Genomic DNA, 17,999 nt, shown 5'->3' on the forward strand with positions numbered 1-17,999 from the left:
CTGCGATGCGCAGCCCAGTTACCCCCGGCACCATCCACGGCGTAGGCCTCGGCCCCGGCGCGCAAGACCTGCTGAGCGTCCGCGCCGACCGGCTGGTGCGGAACGCCAAGCACGTCGCCTTCTTCCGCAAGGCAGGCCGCCCCGGTCAAGCACGCCGCATCGTGAACGGCATGCTGGCCGACCACGCCATCGAATTCCCGATGGAGTACCCGGTCACCACCGAAATCCCGCTGACCGACCCGCGCTACAACGAAATCATGTCGGCCTTCTACGCCGACTGCACCGCCCACCTGCGCGGCCTTGCGGAACAAGGCGAAGACATCGTTGTCCTGTGCGAAGGCGACCCGTTCTTCTACGGCTCCTTCATGCACCTCTACACACGGCTTGAGCCACATGTCCCGGTACAAGTCGTCCCCGCCATCACCGGCATGTCGGGCGCATGGACAGCGACGGGTGCGCCCATCACTTGGGGCGACGACATCCTGACGATCCTGATGGGCACGCTCGACGAAGACACGCTCGTGGACCGCATGGAACAAGCCGACGCGCTGGTGGTGATGAAAATCGGGCGCAACATCGACAAGGTGCGCAGCGCCCTGCGCCGGGCAGGCAAGTTCGAAGACGCCTACCTGATCGAATATGCCGCTATGCCGAACCAGAACGTGCAAAAGCTGTGCGAGGCCGGGGGTAAGGTGACCCCCTATTTCTCGATCATCGTGGTCCACGGACAGGGCCGCCGCCCGTGACCGGCTGGGTGCGCATCGCGGGCCTCGGGCCAGGGGATGACGCGCTCATCACGCCCGAAGTGTCGGACGTGCTGGCCGAGGCGACGGACATCGTGGGCTACATTCCTTATCTCGCGCGCATCGCCGAACGCCCCGGCCTGACGCTGCATGCCAGCGACAACCGGGTCGAGATCGACCGCTCGCGCCATGCGCTTGAGATGGCCGCCGAAGGGCGCAAGGTCGTTGTCGTCTCCTCCGGCGACCCCGGCGTTTTTGCCATGGCCGCTGCCGTTTTTGAAGCCGTCGAAGCAGGCCCCGCCCACTGGCGCAATCTCGACATCTCCGTCCTGCCCGGCATCACCGCTATGCTCGCCGCCTCCGCCCGCTGCGGCGCACCTTTGGGCCACGACTTCTGCGCCATCAACCTCAGCGACAACCTCAAACCGTGGAACCTGATCGAAAAGCGCCTGCGCCTCGCCGCCGAGGCCGACTTCGCCATGGCCTTCTACAACCCACGCAGCAAGTCGCGGCCCGAGGGGTTCGTGCGCACGTTGGACGTGCTGAAAGAGGCATGTGGCGACACCCGCCCTGTCATCTTCGCCCGCAACGTCACGCGCCCCGACGAAGAGATCAAAATCGTCCCTCTGCCCGAAACAACACCGGACATGGCCGACATGCGTACCATGGTCCTTGTCGGCTCGTCCCGCACTCGGATCATCACACGTTGCGGCCCGCCGCTGGTCTACACCCCAAGGTCGACGCCGGAATGACGCAGCCAGTCCATCACTTCGTCCACGCTATGCGCCTCGCGCCGCTCCGGCACAGCAGGCCGGTCGATCATGATCACCGGCAGGCCCAGGCTGCGCGCCGCCGCGATCTTGGCATAGGCCCCGGTCCCGCCCGCGTTCTTGGACACCACCAGATCAATCCGGTGCTCCTCCATCAAAGCCCGATCGTCGCCTTCAGTAAACGGCCCGCGCGACACCAGCACATGATGGTCCGGAAAGGGCGGCAGATCCTTCGGCGGATCAACCAGCCGCAAAAGATAGAAATGCTGTGGGTTCGGCGCGAACGCGGCGAGTTGCATCCGCCCCACCGCCAGCATGACCCTCTGAGCAGGCTGTTTCAGTGCCTCAACAGCACCTGCAATATCGGGCACATGGGTCCAGCGGTCACCGTCCCGCTCCGTCCAAGGCGCGCGGGTCAGGGCCATGAGCGGTACATCAGCTTGCGCACAAGCAGCCACCGCGTTGCCACTCATCTGCGCGGCAAAGGGATGGGTCGCGTCGATCACATGACTGATCTTCTCCGCCTTCAGGTACGCGACAAGGCCCGCGATGCCGCCAAAGCCCCCAATCCGCTGCGGCAAGGGCTGCCGCTTGGGCCGCTCCACACGCCCTGCAAAACTGACCGTCCCGGTCAAGCCCTTCTCAGCAGCGGCGTTAGCGAACGCGGTCGCCTCGGTCGTTCCGCCCAGGATCAAAAGATTGGCACGCATGTCTGACCCCTGGCTCACAATCATCGGCATAGGCGAGGACGGAGTTGCCGGTCTGAGCCAGGCAAGTCAAGACGCACTGACGGCGGCAGCCGTCATCATGGCCCCGCAACGCCACCTAGATCTCGTGGTTAACGACGCATTAGCCACAAGTGTCCCCGCGGGGACAGATCTCATCCCCTGGCCCGTCCCCTTCGCCGACGGCATCGCCCTCCTCGCGTCCCTGCGCGGACAAAGGGTCGTTGTTCTCGCCTCAGGAGACCCCTTCTGGTTCGGCGCGGGCTCCGTCATCGCCCGCAGCTTCGGCACCTCCGAATGGACCGCCTTGCCCGGCCCTTCCTGCTTCTCCCTTGCCGCCGCGCGGCTGGGATGGGCACTGGAAAAGACCACCTGTCTTGGCCTGCACGCCGCGCCCATGACCCGCCTGCGCCGCCACCTTACGCCCGGCGCACGACTGATTGTGACGCTACGCGACGGTGAGGCCGTGTCAGAGCTTGCAAGCTACCTCGTCGCGCGGGGCTTCAACGACAGCACGCTGCATGTGATGGAGCACCTCGGCGGGCCACAGGACCGCCTTACGACGTGTCGCGCTGATGCGGTCGCGGGCACGTTTGAGCATCCGGTCTGTGTGGCCATTGAGGTGGCTGGAAACGGCACTGCTCTGAGCGTCGCGACCGGTCAGGCCGACGACACGTTTCAAAGCGACGGGCAGATCACCAAACGCCCTATCCGCGCGATCACCCTGTCAACCCTCGCCCCCAAAGCGCGCGAGCATCTGTGGGATATCGGGGGTGGCTCGGGCTCCATCGCGCTGGAGTGGCTTTTGGCGCATCCAACGATGACGGCAACGACGATCGAGCCACGCGCGGATCGGGCGGCGCGCATCCGGAAGAACGCGGAGGAGCTTGGGGTGGAGCATCGTCTTGACGTTGCCGAGGGCGCGGCACCAAACGCGCTGGATGGATTGCGCGCGCCGGATGCGATCTTTATCGGCGGGGGATTGTCTCAACATGTGTTGGACAAGGTGCTCACTTTAAATGCGCGGCTTGTCGTGAATGCGGTCACTTTGGAGGGTGAGGCGCTGTTGGCTGCAGCACAGGCCGAGCATGGCGGCGAGTTGATGCGCATCGCGCTCAGCCATGTGTCCCCGCTGGGACCGAAGCGCGGTTGGGCATCGGCCTACCCGGTTGTGCAGTGGAGCCTTTCGCGATGATCGTGGCCGGGTTCGGATTTAGCACCAAGGCTACGGCTGCCAGCCTTGCAGATGCTTTGGCGCAGCATGACGTGACGCCGGATGCGGTGGCGACGCTTGAGGCGAAGGCCTCTGCGTTGCAGTCTTTCGCCAGAGCCAAAGGGATTCAGATGATCGCCGTCAGCGATGTGGATGCAAAGGCACAGACGACAGTGACGCAGTCAGGGCGCAGCAGCGCGGAAAAAGGCATGCCCAGCGTGGCGGAGGCCACGGCACTTGCTGCCGCGGGGCCGGGTGCCACGCTCATCGGGCCGCGCACTATCTCAAATGACCGCATGGCGACCTGCGCCATAGCTCAAGGACCAGACACATGACCGTTCACTTCATCGGCGCGGGCCCCGGTGCGCCCGACCTTTTGACCCTGCGGGGACGCGACCTGATCGCGGCCTGCCCCGTCTGCCTTTATGCCGGGTCGCTGGTGCCCGAAGCCATCCTCGACCACTGCCCTGAGGGTGCGAAGATTGTAAACACCGCGTCCATGGATCTTGACGCGATCATGGTGGAGATCGAGGCGGCTCATGCAGCAGGTCAGGACATCGCGCGGCTGCATTCGGGCGACCTGTCGGTCTGGTCGGCCATGGGCGAGCAGTTGCGCCGGATCAAAGCGGCAGGCATTCCGTTCACCGTGACGCCGGGCGTGCCGTCATTCTCGGCAGCGGCAGCGGCACTTGGGGCAGAACTGACGCTGCCGGGCGTTGCGCAGTCGGTGGTGCTGACGCGGACGCCGGGGCGGGCCTCGTCCATGCCGGACGGTGAGACCTTGACCAACTTTGCCGCCACGGGTGCCACGCTGGCCATCCACCTGAGCATCGGCAATCTGGATCAGGTCATTGCGGACTTGACACCTGCGTATGGCACGGACTGCCCCGTGGCGGTTGTCTACCGTGCAAGCTGGCCGGATGAGCAGATCATTCATGCCACCCTGTCGACGCTTAAAGACGCTATGCACGAGGGCATCAGTCGCACGGCGCTGATCCTTGTGGGTCGCGCCATCGGGGCGGAGAGTTTCGACGAAAGCTGCCTTTATTCAACGGATTACGACCGGCGCTATCGACCGCAAAGTGCAGACAGCCCTTGGGCAAGCTGGAGCCATGGCGATGATTAGGGGGCTGATGATCTCTGCGCCAGCGTCTGGAACGGGCAAGACAACTGTGATGCTCGGGCTGTTGCGGGCGCTGCGGGATGATGGGCTGGTGGTGCAGCCGTACAAGTCGGGGCCCGACTATATTGACCCGGCCTTTCACCTCGCTGCCGCAGGGCGGGCGTCGTTCAACCTAGACACCTGGGCGATGGACGGGACGCTCTTGGGTGGCGTTGCCGCGCAGATGGACGGCGCGGATATTTGCGTAGCCGAGGGGTCGATGGGTCTGTTCGACGGGGTTGCCACGCGCGGTCAGTCGGGGTTCGGATCGAGTGCGGAGACGGCGTTGACCATGGGTTGGCCTGTGGTGCTGGTCATCGACGTGGGTGGACAGGCGCAATCGGCAGCAGCCACGGCACTGGGGTTCAAGAGCTACAATCCCGACCTACCCTTTGCCGGAGTTATCCTGAACCGGGTCGCGAGCCCGAGGCATGAGCGGCTGACGCGCTTAGGCATGGAGCGCGCGGGTGTGAAAGTGCTGGGCAGTCTGCCCCGGCGCGGTGATCTGAAGCTGCCCGAGCGCCATTTGGGGCTGATTCAGGCGGTGGAGCACCCTGACCTTGAGGCAGCGATTGCCGGGTATGCGGGGTTCCTGCGCGAGAATGTTGATTTGGACGCGATCAGAATGGCGGCGCAGGCTGGCCCTGCGCCTGACGCGCATCCGCTGCCCAAGCCACCTGCGCAGAAGATCGCGCTGGCCCGTGATGCCGCGTTTTCCTTTACTTATCCGCATCTTCTGGAGGGTTGGCGCTCGGCAGGCGCTGAAATCGCGCCTTTCTCGCCTCTGGCGGATGAGGCACCGGCCGAAGACGCCGACCTCGTCTGGCTGCCCGGCGGCTATCCCGAATTGCATGGCGAGACGCTGGCGGCGGCTTCCACTTTCAAGGCCGGGCTCTGCAAACATGCCGAGACCCGGCCCGTGCATGGCGAATGCGGCGGCTACATGGTGCTGGGTGCGGGGCTGACGGACAAGGACGGCACGCGGCACGAGATGACCGGGCTGTTTGGGCTTGAAACCAGCTTTGAAAAGCGGAAGTTCCATCTGGGCTATCGTCGGGCGGTGCTGGATGCGCCTATGCCGGGGTTTGACGCCGGTGCGGCGCTGCGCGGGCACGAATTTCACTACACGACCATTCTGGATGAGCCGGATGAACCCTTGGCCCAAGTGGCAGATGCCGACGGCAATCCGGTGCCCGAGACCGGATCGCGCAAGGGTCATGTGACCGGCACGTTCTTTCACCTCATCACCGGAGAGGCGGGATGACGGGGTTTGTCAGTTTCGTGGGCTCAGGCCCCGGTGACCCGGAGTTGTTGACGCTGAAGGCCGTGGACCGGTTGAAGCGGGCCGATGCGGTGCTGTTTGACGACCTGAGTGCCGGGCCGATTTTGGCCCATGCACGTAGTGGGGCCGATCTGGTCGGCGTGGGCAAGCGGGCCGGTCGCCCGTCGCCCAAGCAGCATCATGTGAGCCAGTTGCTGGTGGAGTATGCGCAGGAGAACGCCCGCGTTGTGCGTCTGAAGTCGGGTGATGGCGGCACTTTTGGCCGACTGGAGGAAGAGACCGACGCGCTGAAGGCGGCGGGCATTGAATACGAGATCATTCCCGGCGTGCCCTCGGCCTGTGCGGCGGCGGCGGCGGCGGGCATTCCCCTGACGCGGCGCCTTACTGCGCGGCGGGTGCAGTTCATCACGGGCCATGATGTGCGGGGGGCGTTGCCGGAAGATCTGAACATGGCAGCGCTGGCCGATCCGCAGGCGACGACGGTGGTGTTTATGGGGCAGCGGACCTTTCCCGCGTTGGCGGAGATGCTGATGGATGGCGGGTTGCCGGGGGACACCCCGGCGCTGCTCGCTGAAGGGGTGTCAACTGACGCGCAGGCATTGCACCGGATGAGTGTAGCAGACTTGGCCGCACGGCTGCGAGAGGGGGTGAGCGATGCCCCTGCCCTGATCCTCTACGGGGCGCTGGCGGAGGGGTAATTGCCTTGGAGCTTTTTCTGATTGGTATCGGCACGGGCAACCCGGATCACCTGACCGGCGAAGCGCGCCGAGTGATGGCCGAGGCCGATCTGTTTCTGGTGCCGCACAAAGGCGCAGGCAAAGGCGATCTGGCCGATCTGCGCACACAGATCATCTTGGATGTGCGCGATGACGCCACGGTCGCCCTATTTGATATGCCGGTGCGCGACGACAGCCTGCCCTATATCGCGCGCGTGGATGCCTGGCATGACGAGATTGCGCGGATCTGGACCAAGACGATGGCGCAGCATCCCAAGGCCCGCAAAGTTGCGCTGCTCGTGTGGGGAGATCCTTCGCTTTATGACAGCACCTTGCGCATCGCGGCGCGGTTGGAGCCGAAGCCGGAGATACAGGTGGTTGCCGGGATCACCTCGGTTCAGGCGCTGACGGCGGCGCATGCGATCCCGCTCAATACGCTCAACGCGCCCGTGACGATCTCGACCGGGCGGCGCTTGCGGGATCACGGCTGGCCTGAGGGGTGCGAGACGTTGGTGGTGATGCTGGATGGCGATTGTACGTTCCAGAGCCTCGATGGAGCGCGCTTTGACATCTGGTGGGGGGCGTATCTGGGGATGCCTGAGCAGATCCTGGAACACGGGCGCCTCGCGGATGTGTCGGCGCGGATCATTGCACGAAGGGCCAAGGCGCGGGCGGCGCATGGGTGGATCATGGACACCTATCTGCTCCGGCAACTGCCCGAAAAATAGGCGCTTTTTCGGCGAAATTTCAGGCATTTGGCCGAAGGACTAGCCGAAGGCGTTCAAGAATGGTCATATCGGGCGACTTGAGCTGCCGCGAACCTGAATGACTGCCCACCTACCCCTCACTGCTGCAACGCCTGCGCAACCGCGCGCCATCGGCTCTGTTCGGCTGTCGACCAAGCCAGTTGACGGGCGCACCGTGATTGACGGGCTCTACCAACAGGGCGCGGCGAAGGCCGTCTTTCCAAGGGCCGCGCGTGGCATGACAGCCGTGCTGCTGAACACGTCGGGCGGCGTGACGGGCGGCGACCGCTTCGACTACGCCGCTACCGCCGGTGCAGGCACACATCTGACGATGACCACGCAGGCCTGCGAGCGGGCCTATCGCGCACAGCCGGGTGAGGTGGGGCGGGTCGAGACCCGCCTTACTGTGGAAGAGAACGCGACTCTTTGGTGGTTGCCGCAGGAGACGCTGATCTTTGACGGCTGCGCGATGTCGCGCCGCCTGTCCTGCGATCTGGCCCCCTCGGCCCGCGCGTTGATTGTTGAGCCGATGTGTCTGGGCAGGATCGCCATGGGCGAGGACGCCGTGCAGGGGCAATTTTCGGACCGGATCGAGGTCAGGCGCGATGGCGCACCGCTGGTGCTGGATGCTTGGTCACTGTCCGGCGACATGACCGCACAGATGGCGCGCACGGCCATCGGGGGCGGTGCGACAGCCATGGTCAGCCTGACCTATGTCGCGCCGGACGCAGAGGCGCAGCTTGATCCCATCCGCGCCCGTTTGCCCGAGACAGGCGGTGCCAGCCTGTTGACCGACGACACGCTTGTCCTGCGCGCCCTTGCCCCGTCCGGCTATCATCTACGCAAGACGCTTTTGCCCATTCTCGATCACCTCACGGGTGGTCATCTGCCCATCTGCTGGAGACTTTAACCCATGCAACTCACCCCCCGCGAAAAGGATAAGCTGCTGGTCGCCATGGCCGCCGAGGTGGCGCGCAAGCGGCTGGCGCGCGGCGTCAAGCTGAACCACCCCGAGGCCATCGCCCTGATCACCGACGCGGTGGTCGAGGGCGCGCGGGATGGACGCTCCGTCGCCGATATGATGGAGGCGGGCGCGCAGGTCATCACCCGCGACCAGTGCATGGAAGGCGTGCCCGAGATGATCCACGACGTGCAGGTCGAGGCGACCTTTCCCGACGGCACCAAATTGGTGACCGTGCACAATCCAATCCGCTGAGCCGCTGCCAACCCAAGGAGAAATACCCATGAAAGCATTACGTTTCGCCCTCGCCGCCCCGCTGGTCATGGCGACCCCGGCGTTGGCCCACCCCGGACCCCACACGCATCCGCACGGATCAGAGCCGTGGCTCGTTGCTATGGGTCTGGCGCTGATCGCGGTGGCCGCAGTGATCATGTGGCGGCGCAAATGATCCCCGGCGAAATCATACCCGCTGACGGCAGCATTGAACTGAACACTGGCGTTCACGCCATCACGCTGCATGTGGCCAATACCGGCGACCGCCCCGTGCAAGTGGGCAGCCATTATCATTTCGGTGAGGCGAATGCGGCGCTTGAGTTTGATCGCGATGCGGCGCGTGGGATGCGACTGGATATCGCAGCAGGCACTGCGGTGCGTTTTGAACCCGGTCAGGCGCGTGATGTTCAATTGATTCCCATCGGCGGGGCGCGAAAGGTGTATGGATTTAACCAGCAGGTGATGGGCGACCTTTGAGCAGGGCAACCCCAACGGGAGGAGAGACCCATGTGTGATGTATGTGTGATGAACGCGGTCAAGGATCGGATGCTGTCGCGGCGTGATCTGTTCAAGGCGAGCGCTGCTGTCGGAGCGGCGGCAACCGTCGGGATGGCTGCAGCCCCTGCGGCCATGGCGGCGGGACATGGTGGCGTCGTGGACATGAGCCACAAGCTGAGCCCCGACTTCCCCACCTTTTTCGGTGTGCCCGGCATTTCGATGGAGCAGAGTTTCAACTTTGCCGAACATGGCTTCAACTTGATGAACCTTGCCGTGAACGAGCATACGGCCACCCATATTGATGCCCCTTTGCACTTTTCAGCGGATGGCACATCGGTCGACGAAATCCCGGTCAGTGATCTGGTGATCCCGCTGTGCGTCGTGGATATCGCGGCGAAGGCAGCAGAAGATGCTGATGCCCAAGTAACGCCGGATGATCTGAAGGCATGGATCGCAGCCAATGGCGACATTCCCGACAAGGCGTGCATTGCCATGCATTCCGGCTGGGCGGCGAAGTCGGGCGATGCGGCGGCCTATGTTGGGAATGACGCGAACGACGTAAAGCACTTCCCCGGCTTCCACATCGAAGCGACGCAGATGCTGCTGGAGGAGACGACTGCCGTCGCGATGGCGGTGGATACGCTGTCCCTTGATCATGGGCCGTCGCCGGACTTTGCCACCCACTATGCGTGGTTGCCGAGCGGGCGCTACGGCATCGAGAATCTGGCGGGTCTGGATCAGGTCCCTGCTGCCGGAGCGACCCTTGTCGTGGGTGCGCCCAACCATGTCGGCGGCACCGGTGGTCCGGCCCGCATCTTTGCGATGGTCTGATGGCAACCCTGCCGCTCATATCGGACGAGGAGGCCAGCGCCGAGGTGCTGGCCGTTTTCGACGATATTCGTGCGGTGCGGGGGACCGAGTACATCAACAACTTCTGGCGGGCATTGGCGCATGATCCGGCGTTGCTGGCCGCCACATGGGGTCGGTTGAAAGAGGTGATAGGACCGGGGGAACTGGACCCACTGGTCAAGGAGATGCTGTACATCGCTGTGTCCGTGGCAAACGGGTGTGAGTATTGCATTCATTCCCACACCGCAGCGGCGCGGGCCAAGGGGATGTCAGAGGCGCAGTACGGGGAGTTGCTTGGGGTCATTGGCATGGCGATGCAGACCAATGGGTTGGTGACAGCTATGCAAGTTGAGGTGGATGATGCGTTTTTGGCTTAGCGTTGCGTTCTTTTGCGTCGCCGGGATGGCCCAGGCCGCCTGCCCTGGTCAGACACAGATCGAGATCAACCAATGTGCCGCGGCACGTTATGCGCAATCCGATGCGCAACTGAATGCGGTCTGGCCTCAGGTCAAAGGCTATATGGACAGCGTGGGTGCTGGCCCTCTGCTTCTGGATGCGCAGCGCAAATGGCTAGCCTACCGGGATGCGACCTGTTCGGCGGAGATTGCACCCTATGGCGGCGGCAGCATCCAGCCCCTGATCTGGTACGACTGCCTGAACAGGGTCACGTTGACGCGCACGTATGAACTGCAGGAATTGATGCAGCCATGACGCGGCCGAGCTTCTCACAGCCTGGCGCTGTCTTTGCGGTGTGTCCCACACTGGCCGGCACTGCATCAATTGGAAACGCGCTTCCATTGGCCGGACGCGCCCCAAACGAACGGAATTGATCCATGCCCACATCCATCTCCCGCCGCGACTATGCCGCCATGTTTGGCCCCACCGTGGGCGACAAGGTGCGTCTCGCCGACACCGACCTGATCATCGAGGTGGAGCGTGACCTGACCGCCGAAGCTGCAGGCCAAGCGGCCACGGGCGGCAGTGGCGACAACGCCATGCTTTATGGCGAAGAGGTAAAGTTTGGCGGTGGCAAGGTCATCCGCGACGGGATGGGGCAGTCTCAGGTGACGCGGGCCGAGGGTGCCGTTGATACTGTCATCACCAATGCGCTGATCGTGGACTGGACCGGCATCTACAAGGCCGATGTGGGTCTGAAGGACGGGCGCATCGCCGCCGTGGGCAAGGCGGGCAATCCCGACACGCAACCCGGTGTGAACATCATCATCGGGCCGGGGACGGAGGCCATTGCGGGGGAGGGCAAGATCCTGACCGCAGGGGGCTTTGACAGCCATATCCACTTCATCTGCCCGCAACAGATTGACGACGCTCTGCATTCTGGTCTGACAACAATGCTGGGTGGCGGGACCGGACCTGCGCACGGCACGCTGGCCACGACGGTGACCCCAGGGCCTTGGCATCTGGGCCGAATGTTGCAGGCCGCCGATGCGTTTCCGATGAACCTGGCCTTTGCGGGCAAGGGCAACGCCTCGCTGCCTGCCGCCTTGGAGGAGCAGGTGAAGGCAGGCGCCTGTGCAATGAAGCTGCATGAGGATTGGGGCACGACGCCGGGCGCGATTGACTGCTGCCTGTCGGTGGCGGACGACATGGACGTGCAGGTGATGATCCACACCGACACTCTGAATGAGTCCGGGTTTGTAGAGAACACGGTCGCCGCCATGAAGGGCCGCACGATCCACGCCTTCCACACCGAAGGCGCGGGTGGCGGGCACGCACCGGACATCATCAAGATTTGCGGGGAGGAGCATGTGCTCCCCTCCTCCACCAACCCGACGCGGCCCTTTACGGTGAACACGCTCGAAGAACATCTCGATATGCTCATGGTGTGCCACCATTTGGACAAATCGATCCCCGAAGACGTCGCCTTTGCCGAGAGCCGTATCCGGCGCGAGACCATCGCGGCCGAAGACATCCTGCACGACATGGGTGCGTTTTCGATCATCGCGTCCGACAGTCAGGCCATGGGCCGTGTGGGAGAGGTCATCATCCGCACCTGGCAGACCGCCGACAAGATGAAGAAGCAGCGCGGCGCATTGCCCGAGGAGACGGGCGACAACGACAACGCGCGCGTGCGCCGCTACATTGCGAAATACACCATCAACCCAGCAATTGCGCATGGGATCAGCCACGAGATCGGCTCCATCGAAGTGGGCAAGCGGGCGGACCTGTGCCTGTGGAACACAGCGTTTTTCGGGGTGAAGCCCGAGATGGTGCTGCTGGGCGGAACCATCGCCTGCGCGCAGATGGGTGATCCGAATGCGTCCATTCCGACGCCGCAGCCGGTCTATACCCGGCCCATGTTCGGAGCCTATGGCCGGTCGGTCGAACGCTCTGCCGTGACATTCGTGTCGGCAGCAGCACAGGCCGAAGGGGTTGGCGCGGCGCTTGGTCTGGCGAAGGACACAGTGGCTGTGCAGAACACGCGGAACATCGGGAAGAAGGACCTGAAGCTGAACGACGCGACGCCAGAGGTTGAGGTGCATCCCGAGACCTACGAGGTGCGAGCGGATGGGGAGTTACTGACCTGCCAGCCTGCTGAAGTGCTGCCGATGGCGCAGCGGTATTTTCTGTTTTGAAGATGTTCATGGCACGGATCGCTCAACTCGCATGTTTGCTTGCGCTGCCGGGGACAGCGATGGCCTGCCCCACTTCGGCTGATCTGGATACTGGTGTCCGGTTCGAACTCGCCAGTGGCGAGTGGGAGACGTTCCGCCGCATCTCTGACGCAGTCATCGAGGCGACGTTCTACTATGAGCCTGGAGAGGCGACGCAAGTTTCGCTGAGCCAGGGGATCTATATTCTCAGCATAATCGAAGTTGAGAGTAACGCGCTTGTCCCCAGCACGCGCGAAACTTTCACCTATCCTTTACGCCCCGGCGAGATGCCCGATCCTGCCGGTGGAGGTGGTTGGAACGTAGAGGCTACCCTCCTATCGTCGGGTGGGCTCGACCGGGAAATCCAGAGCTACACGTTCGGCACATCACGCAGACAGGGCTATGGCGCGTGCTTTTACGAGATGATCCCGATCACCTATCGCTACCGCCTTGAGGGTGAGGAAGAGACCGGGACGGATGAACTGCATTATCTTCCGGAATTGGGCATCAGCTATCTGGCTGCGTCTCGCGGCAACGACTACGACGACCGCTATGACTATGTTTCGATCAAGGCGTTGGAGCCATGATTGCTTACCTTTTGGTCAACATCCGGCCCTCACATCAGGTGATGCAAAACGCGGACTGGCATACCTGCATCAAGGCATTTGGGTATGCGTGTGCAGAAACCCTGCCATGCGCCTACACGTCTGACCAAAGCAACGGCAAAGCTTAAATTACCAAGGGAGAAACAAAACAGGTGTCCCATGACCCTCTTCCAGCGGATCGCCGCTTTTCTGTCCCGCATCAGCCTGCCGCACGGCGCCCTGGTGCAAACGCAGGCCGTCTATGCCCTCAGCGATGCCGAACTCAAAGCGCGCGGATTGAAACGGCGCGAGGCCGCGCGGCAGATCATGATCAACGGGGATTGGTCGTAAGAACGGGGGCTACCCCATGTTGACCGCCCAACACTACCACGATCACACGCACGGCGACGCAGCCGACCATGTGTCGCTGACCTATGAGGACCGCTTCCTGCGGCGAAAGGTGCTGACCCTAGCCTCTGGAGCGCAACTGCTGGTCGACCTGCCACAGACCACATCTCTGGACCATGGCGGGGCGCTGATCACCACCGACAAGGCTGAGATCCGGATCGAGGCCGCACCCGAACCGCTTCTCGAAGTCACCGGCGACAAGCTGCACCGCATCGCCTGGCACATCGGCAACCGTCACACCCCATGCCAGATCGAGGACTCCCGCCTGCTAATCCAGCGCGATCACGTGATGGCCGACATGCTCGCCAAGATTGGGGCCAGCACGCGCGAGGTTGTCGAGCCATTTACGCCCGAAGGCGGGGCATATGGCCACGGTCGTACCCACGGCCACGATCACTCCCATAGCCACTCATGAGCCATGCGCTGACCCTGATGCAGTGGCTTTCTCCGGCCTTTCCGGTCGGGGCGTTTGCTTATTCGCACGGGCTGGAGCAGGTGATTGCCGATGGTGTTGTTAAGGACGCGGACACGCTACGGGAGTGGCTGCGTGATCTGCTGGAGCATGGTTCGGGGCGTGCAGATGCCGTCTTGCTTGCGGCGAGCTATCGCGCAGACGATCCTGCGGATGTGGACGCAGCAGCCCGCGCCTTTGCCGCCGGAGCCGAGCGGTTGAAGGAGACCGACCTGCAAGGCGCGGCGTTCTGCGACACCGCCCGTGCGGTCTGGGGGATCGAGATTGCTGGTCTGACCTATCCTGTCGCTGTGGGTGCTGCGGCGCGCGCGGTGGACATTCCTCTCGCCGAGACGGTGCCACTCTACCTGCATGCCTTTGCATCAAACCTTGTGTCCATGGCTCAGCGCGCCCTGCCCCTTGGGCAAACCGACGGGCAGACCATTTTGGCTGCCTTGTCCCCCGTCATCGCGGAGACTGCAAAAGACGCCGGGAAAACCCCGCTGGAGGCCCTTTCATCCGCCAGCTTTGCTGCCGATATTGCAGCCATGCGCCACGAAACCCTGCAACCGAGGATTTTTCGCACATGACACAGCTCAATGGCCCGCTTCGCATCGGTATTGGTGGTCCCGTGGGCGCGGGCAAGACGACGCTCACCGCCGCGCTTGCTGCTGCCCTCAAGGACCAGCATTCCATCGGGGTGATCACCAACGACATCTACACGCAGGAGGATGCGGAGGAGTTGATGCGCCGTCAGATCCTGCCGCAAGATCGCATCATCGGCGTCGAGACCGGGGGCTGTCCGCACACGGCCATTCGCGAGGATGCGTCGATCAACCTAGCTGCCGTGGCCGAGATGCGGGAGCGGCACCCGGATGTGGAAGCCATCCTGATCGAGAGCGGAGGCGACAACCTGTCGGCCACATTCTCGCCGGAGCTGGCTGACATCACGCTCTATGTCATCGACACGGCAGCGGGCGAGGAAATCCCGCGCAAGGGCGGCCCGGCCATCACCAAGTCCGACCTGCTGATCATCAACAAGACCGACCTTGCCCCCCATGTGGGCGCGTCGCTTGAGGTGATGGAGCGAGACGCGAAACGGATGCGCGGCGCGCGACCCTTTGTCTTTGCCGCGTTGCGCCACGGCAAGGGCGTGGACGAGATTATCGGGCACATCCGGGCGTTGTCGGGGCTGGGCCTGACACCTGCGTGACCGGGTGAAGGCGGAGGGCACCTCCGCCTTACGATTTGGCTCTCAGACGAAGTCGATATGTTTTGCCATGGGCATTTCGCGCACGCGCTGGCCGGTGGCTGCGAAAATGGCGTTTGACAAAGCAGCGGCGGCAGGTGGCACCATAGGCTCGCCCATACCCCGGACGGTGTCGCCGTTTTCCAGACCGCGGACAAATATCTCGGGCGATTGCGCCAGGCGCATCCCCTCGAAGTCGTAGTAATTGCGCTGGTCCGCCATCCCGTCGGAATAGGTGATTTCGGAGTTCATGGCGTGCCCCAGCGCCCAGTTGATCCCGCCCTGCACCATGTTTTCGAAGTTGATCGGGTCGATGACGCGGCCCACTTCGGCGGCGACCCAGACCTTTTCGATCTTGATGGCGCCATCGACGTTGCTGACCTCGACCACCTCGGCGGTTGGGACCCCGAACGACATGCAGAAGGCGACGCCGCGCCCCTTGTTTGGTCCAAGATCCGTGCCCCAGCCGGACATCTCGGCCGCGGCTTCCAGCGTCTTGCGGGAAGCGTCGTGCCAGCAGAGGCGCAGCCGTTCTTCCATCGGGTCAGCGCCTGCCGCGTGGATCAGTTCATCAAGGAACACGTCGTGAAAGAACCCGTTGGTGGATGCCCCTACCGCTCGCCAGCTCGAAATCGGCGCCAGTTCCGGTGCGCGGTAGCCGGTCACGCGGTAGTTGGGTATCTGCATGGGCTGTTCCCATGCGCCTGCGACGATTTGCAGGTCAGGCCCCGGCGTGGGCATGCCTTGCCGCCCCATCTGGCTTGCGATGACGGAGGGCATGGCGATGCCGAGGTCATAGGCTTCGACCCTGCCATCCTTCACCGCGCCGCGTCCGCGCGCCATGGCAATCTGGCGGGTGTCGTTCTGCAGCGTGTCCTCTTCCCGGCTATAGGTCAGCTTGACCGGCGTTCCCTTGATCTGCATCGCGATCTGGGTCGCCTCGCGCACCACGCGGTCCTCCAGCCGGTGACCGAAGCTACCGCCCATCACCAGCACGTGGACAAAGACCTGATCGGTGTCGAGGCCGGTCAGCTTGGCAACATTGCTTTGCACGAAGCGCGGGATCTGGGTGCCAGTCCAGACATCAGCGCGGTCGTCGCTGACCTGCACCAGCGCCGAAATCGGTTCGAGCGGGGCGTGCGCGAGGTATGGCGCTCGGTATTCGGCCTCGATGACTTCCGCCCCTTCCAATGCAGCGTCCACGTCTCCGTCATCGCGGAACCTGCTGTCCTGCTGGTCCGCGTTGAAGCTGTCGGAGAGAGCCTGCCAATGCTCCGCCTGTTCAGCTGGGTAGGCTGCGGGCGCCCAGTCGATGTCTATGGAGTTCACGGCCTGCATGGCGCGCCATGTGTTGTCGGCGATAACCGCGACCCCGTCGGACAGTTCGACCACATCAATCACTCCGCGCATGTCGCGAGCTGTTGTGGCGTCATAGCTGTTCATCGCGCCGCGCCGCGGGCTGGTGCGGACGGAGGCGTGGACCATGCCCTCGACCTCAAAGTCGATACCGTAGCGCTGGGTGCCGGTAGATTTGGCAAGGATGTCGATGCGCTCCATTTCTTTGCCCACAAGCCGCCAGGTGGACGGGTCGCGCAGGGTCACATTGTTGACCGGATCGAGCGTGGCGGCCGTGGCGGCAAGTTCGGTGTAGGCCAGCGTACCGCCGCCGGGGAGGATGACCGCGCCTTTTGCGGTGGTCAGGTCGGCGACGTTCGCGCCCGTTTCTTGCGCCGCGGCCGCCTTCAGCGTTTCGCGGGCCACGGCACCGGCAAGGCGCAGCTTTTCGAAACTGTCGGGCACTGTGGTCGACCCACCGGTGATCTGGAGGCCCATGAACTTCATCATGGCGTCCATGATCCCACGGGTCGTATCGGCAACGAGGCCGTCATCGGTGGACCGGAAAGGCGCCGCCTCGGCACTCAGCGCGGTGTTGTAGTAGGCCGGGTCCGGCATGCCGGGATCCACGTGCACCTGATCCAGTTCGACATCCAGTTCCTCGGCAATCAGGGCGGCTTGCACGTGATAGGCCCCCTGCCCGCTGTCGGCGCGGGGCGTGATCAAGGTGATGCCGGTGCTGTCGATCTTGACGTAGGGCGTCAGCGCCGCCTCACCTTCCGCCAGACCAGCGAGCAGCGGGTTCGCGACGGGGCGCTTGTAGGCGTAGTAGCCAAAGGCCACGCCACCGACGACTGCGGCAGAGCCAACAAGGAAACTGCGGCGGGCGATTTTTCCGATGCGGCTCATCCTCAGACCTCCTGCAGCTTGGTGGCGGCGGTTTTGACGGCCGCGCGGATGCGGGGATAGGTGCCGCAGCGGCAGAGGTTGCCGTTCATCGCATCGTCGATGTCCGCGTCCGTCGGTGCCGGGTTTGTGGCAAGCAGGGCGGCAGCCTGCATGATCTGTCCGGACTGGCAGTAACCGCATTGCGCGACCTGATGTTCGACCCAGGCTGACTGCACCGCGTGCATGGCATCGGGTGTGCCCAACCCTTCGATCGTAGTCACCTCACCCCAGACATCTGCCGCAGCGGTCTGGCAGGACCGCACCGCCTCTCCGTCGATATGAACGGTGCAGGCGCCGCATTGCGCGACACCGCAGCCATACTTGACGCCCTTTATGTTCAGCTCATCCCGCAACACCCACAGCAGCGGCATGTCGTCTTCGACATCCACGTCGTGCTCTGTTCCGTTCACCGTGAGTTTCATCGCGCGCTCCTGAACGACCTCAGTTTGAACATAAAACTAGGGGATGCCGGGC

At 63.6% G+C, this 17,999-nt stretch carries 24 protein-coding genes; 21 read left to right on the forward strand and 3 right to left on the reverse strand.

The features are described 5' to 3' along the window. The first annotated feature begins 5 nt into the window (after window positions 1-5). Window positions 6-746 (forward strand): precorrin-2 C(20)-methyltransferase, encoded by a 741-nt coding sequence (gene cobI / locus FD715_RS09485; protein WP_147108681.1) that lies wholly within the window; start codon window positions 6-8, stop codon window positions 744-746. Beyond that, window positions 743-1,495, forward strand: coding sequence for a precorrin-3B C(17)-methyltransferase (gene cobJ, locus FD715_RS09490; RefSeq protein ID WP_147108684.1), 753 nt, complete (start codon window positions 743-745; stop codon window positions 1,493-1,495). Before cobI ends, cobJ begins: the two co-directional genes overlap by 4 nt. Here the strand turns inward: cobJ and FD715_RS09495 are convergent. Beyond that, window positions 1,468-2,223 carry a cobalt-precorrin-6A reductase gene (locus FD715_RS09495; protein ID WP_147108687.1) on the reverse strand — a complete coding sequence of 252 codons (756 nt, stop codon included), beginning with the start codon at window positions 2,221-2,223 and terminating at the stop codon, window positions 1,468-1,470. The two genes, cobJ and FD715_RS09495, sit on opposite strands and share 28 nt — an antisense overlap. Between FD715_RS09495 and cbiE the strand changes: the two genes are divergently transcribed. The 19 genes from cbiE to ureG all read left to right on the forward strand — a co-directional run bounded on the left by cbiE (window position 2,222) and on the right by ureG (window position 15,206). Then, on the forward strand, window positions 2,222-3,433 hold the full coding sequence (gene cbiE / locus FD715_RS09500) for a precorrin-6y C5,15-methyltransferase (decarboxylating) subunit CbiE (RefSeq protein ID WP_147108690.1): 1,212 nt from the start codon (window positions 2,222-2,224) through the stop codon (window positions 3,431-3,433). The genes FD715_RS09495 and cbiE overlap by 2 nt on opposite strands. Then, on the forward strand, window positions 3,430-3,786 hold the full coding sequence (locus FD715_RS09505; RefSeq protein ID WP_147108693.1) for a cobalamin biosynthesis protein: 357 nt from the start codon (window positions 3,430-3,432) through the stop codon (window positions 3,784-3,786). The genes cbiE and FD715_RS09505 overlap by 4 nt, the downstream gene beginning before the upstream one ends. Continuing rightward, entirely contained in the window at window positions 3,783-4,577 is a 795-nt protein-coding gene (gene cobM, locus FD715_RS09510) for a precorrin-4 C(11)-methyltransferase (RefSeq protein WP_147108696.1), read from the forward strand. The genes FD715_RS09505 and cobM overlap by 4 nt, the downstream gene beginning before the upstream one ends. Then, the gene (locus tag FD715_RS09515) at window positions 4,564-5,877 is read left to right on the forward strand and encodes a cobyrinate a,c-diamide synthase (RefSeq protein WP_147108700.1); all 1,314 of its coding nucleotides are present in this window, start codon (window positions 4,564-4,566) and stop codon (window positions 5,875-5,877) included. Before cobM ends, FD715_RS09515 begins: the two co-directional genes overlap by 14 nt. Beyond that, on the forward strand, window positions 5,874-6,593 hold the full coding sequence (gene cobA / locus FD715_RS09520; RefSeq protein WP_147108703.1) for a uroporphyrinogen-III C-methyltransferase: 720 nt from the start codon (window positions 5,874-5,876) through the stop codon (window positions 6,591-6,593). The genes FD715_RS09515 and cobA overlap by 4 nt, the downstream gene beginning before the upstream one ends. Window positions 6,594-6,598: 5 nt before the next feature. Continuing rightward, on the forward strand, window positions 6,599-7,339 hold the full coding sequence (gene cobF, locus FD715_RS09525; RefSeq protein WP_147108706.1) for a precorrin-6A synthase (deacetylating): 741 nt from the start codon (window positions 6,599-6,601) through the stop codon (window positions 7,337-7,339). A gap of 97 nt (window positions 7,340-7,436) precedes the next feature. Continuing rightward, the gene (locus FD715_RS09530) at window positions 7,437-8,267 is read left to right on the forward strand and encodes an urease accessory protein UreD (protein WP_147108709.1); all 831 of its coding nucleotides are present in this window, start codon (window positions 7,437-7,439) and stop codon (window positions 8,265-8,267) included. A 3-nt stretch (window positions 8,268-8,270) separates the two neighbouring features. Next, entirely contained in the window at window positions 8,271-8,573 is a 303-nt protein-coding gene (locus tag FD715_RS09535) for an urease subunit gamma (protein WP_076628231.1), read from the forward strand. Window positions 8,574-8,601: 28 nt separating this feature from the next. Further along, window positions 8,602-8,766: an LPXTG cell wall anchor domain-containing protein gene (locus tag FD715_RS09540; RefSeq protein WP_147108712.1), complete on the forward strand. Its 165-nt coding sequence runs from the start codon at window positions 8,602-8,604 to the stop codon at window positions 8,764-8,766. Next, window positions 8,763-9,068 (forward strand): urease subunit beta, encoded by a 306-nt coding sequence (locus tag FD715_RS09545; protein ID WP_039684375.1) that lies wholly within the window; start codon window positions 8,763-8,765, stop codon window positions 9,066-9,068. Before FD715_RS09540 ends, FD715_RS09545 begins: the two co-directional genes overlap by 4 nt. A gap of 30 nt (window positions 9,069-9,098) precedes the next feature. After that, on the forward strand, window positions 9,099-9,920 hold the full coding sequence (locus FD715_RS09550; RefSeq protein ID WP_147108714.1) for a cyclase family protein: 822 nt from the start codon (window positions 9,099-9,101) through the stop codon (window positions 9,918-9,920). Then, window positions 9,920-10,315 carry a carboxymuconolactone decarboxylase family protein gene (locus FD715_RS09555; RefSeq protein ID WP_147108717.1) on the forward strand — a complete coding sequence of 132 codons (396 nt, stop codon included), beginning with the start codon at window positions 9,920-9,922 and terminating at the stop codon, window positions 10,313-10,315. Before FD715_RS09550 ends, FD715_RS09555 begins: the two co-directional genes overlap by 1 nt. Further along, on the forward strand, window positions 10,299-10,649 hold the full coding sequence (locus FD715_RS09560; protein WP_223274813.1) for a lysozyme inhibitor LprI family protein: 351 nt from the start codon (window positions 10,299-10,301) through the stop codon (window positions 10,647-10,649). The genes FD715_RS09555 and FD715_RS09560 overlap by 17 nt, the downstream gene beginning before the upstream one ends. 122 nt (window positions 10,650-10,771) lie before the next feature. Further along, window positions 10,772-12,532, forward strand: a complete 1,761-nt coding sequence (ureC, locus tag FD715_RS09565) for an urease subunit alpha (RefSeq protein ID WP_147108723.1) — start codon at window positions 10,772-10,774, stop codon at window positions 12,530-12,532. 8 nt (window positions 12,533-12,540) lie between these two features. Next, the gene (locus FD715_RS09570; protein WP_147108726.1) at window positions 12,541-13,137 is read left to right on the forward strand and encodes a hypothetical protein; all 597 of its coding nucleotides are present in this window, start codon (window positions 12,541-12,543) and stop codon (window positions 13,135-13,137) included. A gap of 177 nt (window positions 13,138-13,314) precedes the next feature. Further along, the gene (locus FD715_RS22495) at window positions 13,315-13,485 is read left to right on the forward strand and encodes a hypothetical protein (protein ID WP_189799450.1); all 171 of its coding nucleotides are present in this window, start codon (window positions 13,315-13,317) and stop codon (window positions 13,483-13,485) included. 16 nt (window positions 13,486-13,501) lie between these two features. After that, window positions 13,502-13,957, forward strand: a complete 456-nt coding sequence (gene ureE / locus FD715_RS09575; protein ID WP_147108730.1) for an urease accessory protein UreE — start codon at window positions 13,502-13,504, stop codon at window positions 13,955-13,957. After that, window positions 13,954-14,583, forward strand: a complete 630-nt coding sequence (locus FD715_RS09580; RefSeq protein WP_147108733.1) for an urease accessory protein UreF — start codon at window positions 13,954-13,956, stop codon at window positions 14,581-14,583. Before ureE ends, FD715_RS09580 begins: the two co-directional genes overlap by 4 nt. Further along, window positions 14,580-15,206 carry an urease accessory protein UreG gene (gene ureG, locus FD715_RS09585; protein WP_147108735.1) on the forward strand — a complete coding sequence of 209 codons (627 nt, stop codon included), beginning with the start codon at window positions 14,580-14,582 and terminating at the stop codon, window positions 15,204-15,206. The genes FD715_RS09580 and ureG overlap by 4 nt, the downstream gene beginning before the upstream one ends. A gap of 42 nt (window positions 15,207-15,248) precedes the next feature. On the opposite strand, the gene FD715_RS09590 is transcribed toward ureG, so the two are convergent. Together FD715_RS09590 and FD715_RS09595 are read right to left on the reverse strand one after the other, a co-directional pair. Further along, window positions 15,249-17,486 carry a xanthine dehydrogenase family protein molybdopterin-binding subunit gene (locus FD715_RS09590; protein ID WP_147108738.1) on the reverse strand — a complete coding sequence of 746 codons (2,238 nt, stop codon included), beginning with the start codon at window positions 17,484-17,486 and terminating at the stop codon, window positions 15,249-15,251. Window positions 17,487-17,488: 2 nt separating this feature from the next. After that, window positions 17,489-17,947 (reverse strand): (2Fe-2S)-binding protein, encoded by a 459-nt coding sequence (locus FD715_RS09595; protein WP_147108741.1) that lies wholly within the window; start codon window positions 17,945-17,947, stop codon window positions 17,489-17,491. Window positions 17,948-17,999: the final 52 nt, after the last annotated feature.

This window comes from Tateyamaria sp. syn59 (assembly GCF_007995245.1).
Taxonomy (GTDB): domain Bacteria; phylum Pseudomonadota; class Alphaproteobacteria; order Rhodobacterales; family Rhodobacteraceae; genus Tateyamaria.

What these genes read in the sequence shown, in the direction of transcription:
- FD715_RS09590 (WP_147108738.1), bottom strand. Translation starts at nt 17,486, where the DNA reads ATGAGCCGCATCGGAAAAATCGCCCGCCGCAGTTTCCTTGTTGGCTCT.
- FD715_RS09505 (WP_147108693.1), top strand. Translation starts at nt 3,430, where the DNA reads ATGATCGTGGCCGGGTTCGGATTTAGCACCAAGGCTACGGCTGCCAGC.
- FD715_RS09580 (WP_147108733.1), top strand. Translation starts at nt 13,954, where the DNA reads ATGAGCCATGCGCTGACCCTGATGCAGTGGCTTTCTCCGGCCTTTCCG.
- FD715_RS09595 (WP_147108741.1), bottom strand. Translation starts at nt 17,947, where the DNA reads ATGAAACTCACGGTGAACGGAACAGAGCACGACGTGGATGTCGAAGAC.
- ureE (WP_147108730.1), top strand. Translation starts at nt 13,502, where the DNA reads ATGTTGACCGCCCAACACTACCACGATCACACGCACGGCGACGCAGCC.
- ureC (WP_147108723.1), top strand. Translation starts at nt 10,772, where the DNA reads ATGCCCACATCCATCTCCCGCCGCGACTATGCCGCCATGTTTGGCCCC.
- cobM (WP_147108696.1), top strand. Translation starts at nt 3,783, where the DNA reads ATGACCGTTCACTTCATCGGCGCGGGCCCCGGTGCGCCCGACCTTTTG.
- cobI (WP_147108681.1), top strand. Translation starts at nt 6, where the DNA reads ATGCGCAGCCCAGTTACCCCCGGCACCATCCACGGCGTAGGCCTCGGC.
- FD715_RS09560 (WP_223274813.1), top strand. Translation starts at nt 10,299, where the DNA reads ATGCGTTTTTGGCTTAGCGTTGCGTTCTTTTGCGTCGCCGGGATGGCC.
- FD715_RS09545 (WP_039684375.1), top strand. Translation starts at nt 8,763, where the DNA reads ATGATCCCCGGCGAAATCATACCCGCTGACGGCAGCATTGAACTGAAC.
- FD715_RS09540 (WP_147108712.1), top strand. Translation starts at nt 8,602, where the DNA reads ATGAAAGCATTACGTTTCGCCCTCGCCGCCCCGCTGGTCATGGCGACC.
- FD715_RS09495 (WP_147108687.1), bottom strand. Translation starts at nt 2,223, where the DNA reads ATGCGTGCCAATCTTTTGATCCTGGGCGGAACGACCGAGGCGACCGCG.
- FD715_RS09555 (WP_147108717.1), top strand. Translation starts at nt 9,920, where the DNA reads ATGGCAACCCTGCCGCTCATATCGGACGAGGAGGCCAGCGCCGAGGTG.
- FD715_RS09570 (WP_147108726.1), top strand. Translation starts at nt 12,541, where the DNA reads ATGGCACGGATCGCTCAACTCGCATGTTTGCTTGCGCTGCCGGGGACA.
- FD715_RS09550 (WP_147108714.1), top strand. Translation starts at nt 9,099, where the DNA reads ATGTGTGATGTATGTGTGATGAACGCGGTCAAGGATCGGATGCTGTCG.
- FD715_RS09530 (WP_147108709.1), top strand. Translation starts at nt 7,437, where the DNA reads ATGACTGCCCACCTACCCCTCACTGCTGCAACGCCTGCGCAACCGCGC.
- FD715_RS09535 (WP_076628231.1), top strand. Translation starts at nt 8,271, where the DNA reads ATGCAACTCACCCCCCGCGAAAAGGATAAGCTGCTGGTCGCCATGGCC.
- cbiE (WP_147108690.1), top strand. Translation starts at nt 2,222, where the DNA reads ATGTCTGACCCCTGGCTCACAATCATCGGCATAGGCGAGGACGGAGTT.
- cobA (WP_147108703.1), top strand. Translation starts at nt 5,874, where the DNA reads ATGACGGGGTTTGTCAGTTTCGTGGGCTCAGGCCCCGGTGACCCGGAG.
- FD715_RS22495 (WP_189799450.1), top strand. Translation starts at nt 13,315, where the DNA reads ATGACCCTCTTCCAGCGGATCGCCGCTTTTCTGTCCCGCATCAGCCTG.
- ureG (WP_147108735.1), top strand. Translation starts at nt 14,580, where the DNA reads ATGACACAGCTCAATGGCCCGCTTCGCATCGGTATTGGTGGTCCCGTG.
- FD715_RS09515 (WP_147108700.1), top strand. Translation starts at nt 4,564, where the DNA reads ATGGCGATGATTAGGGGGCTGATGATCTCTGCGCCAGCGTCTGGAACG.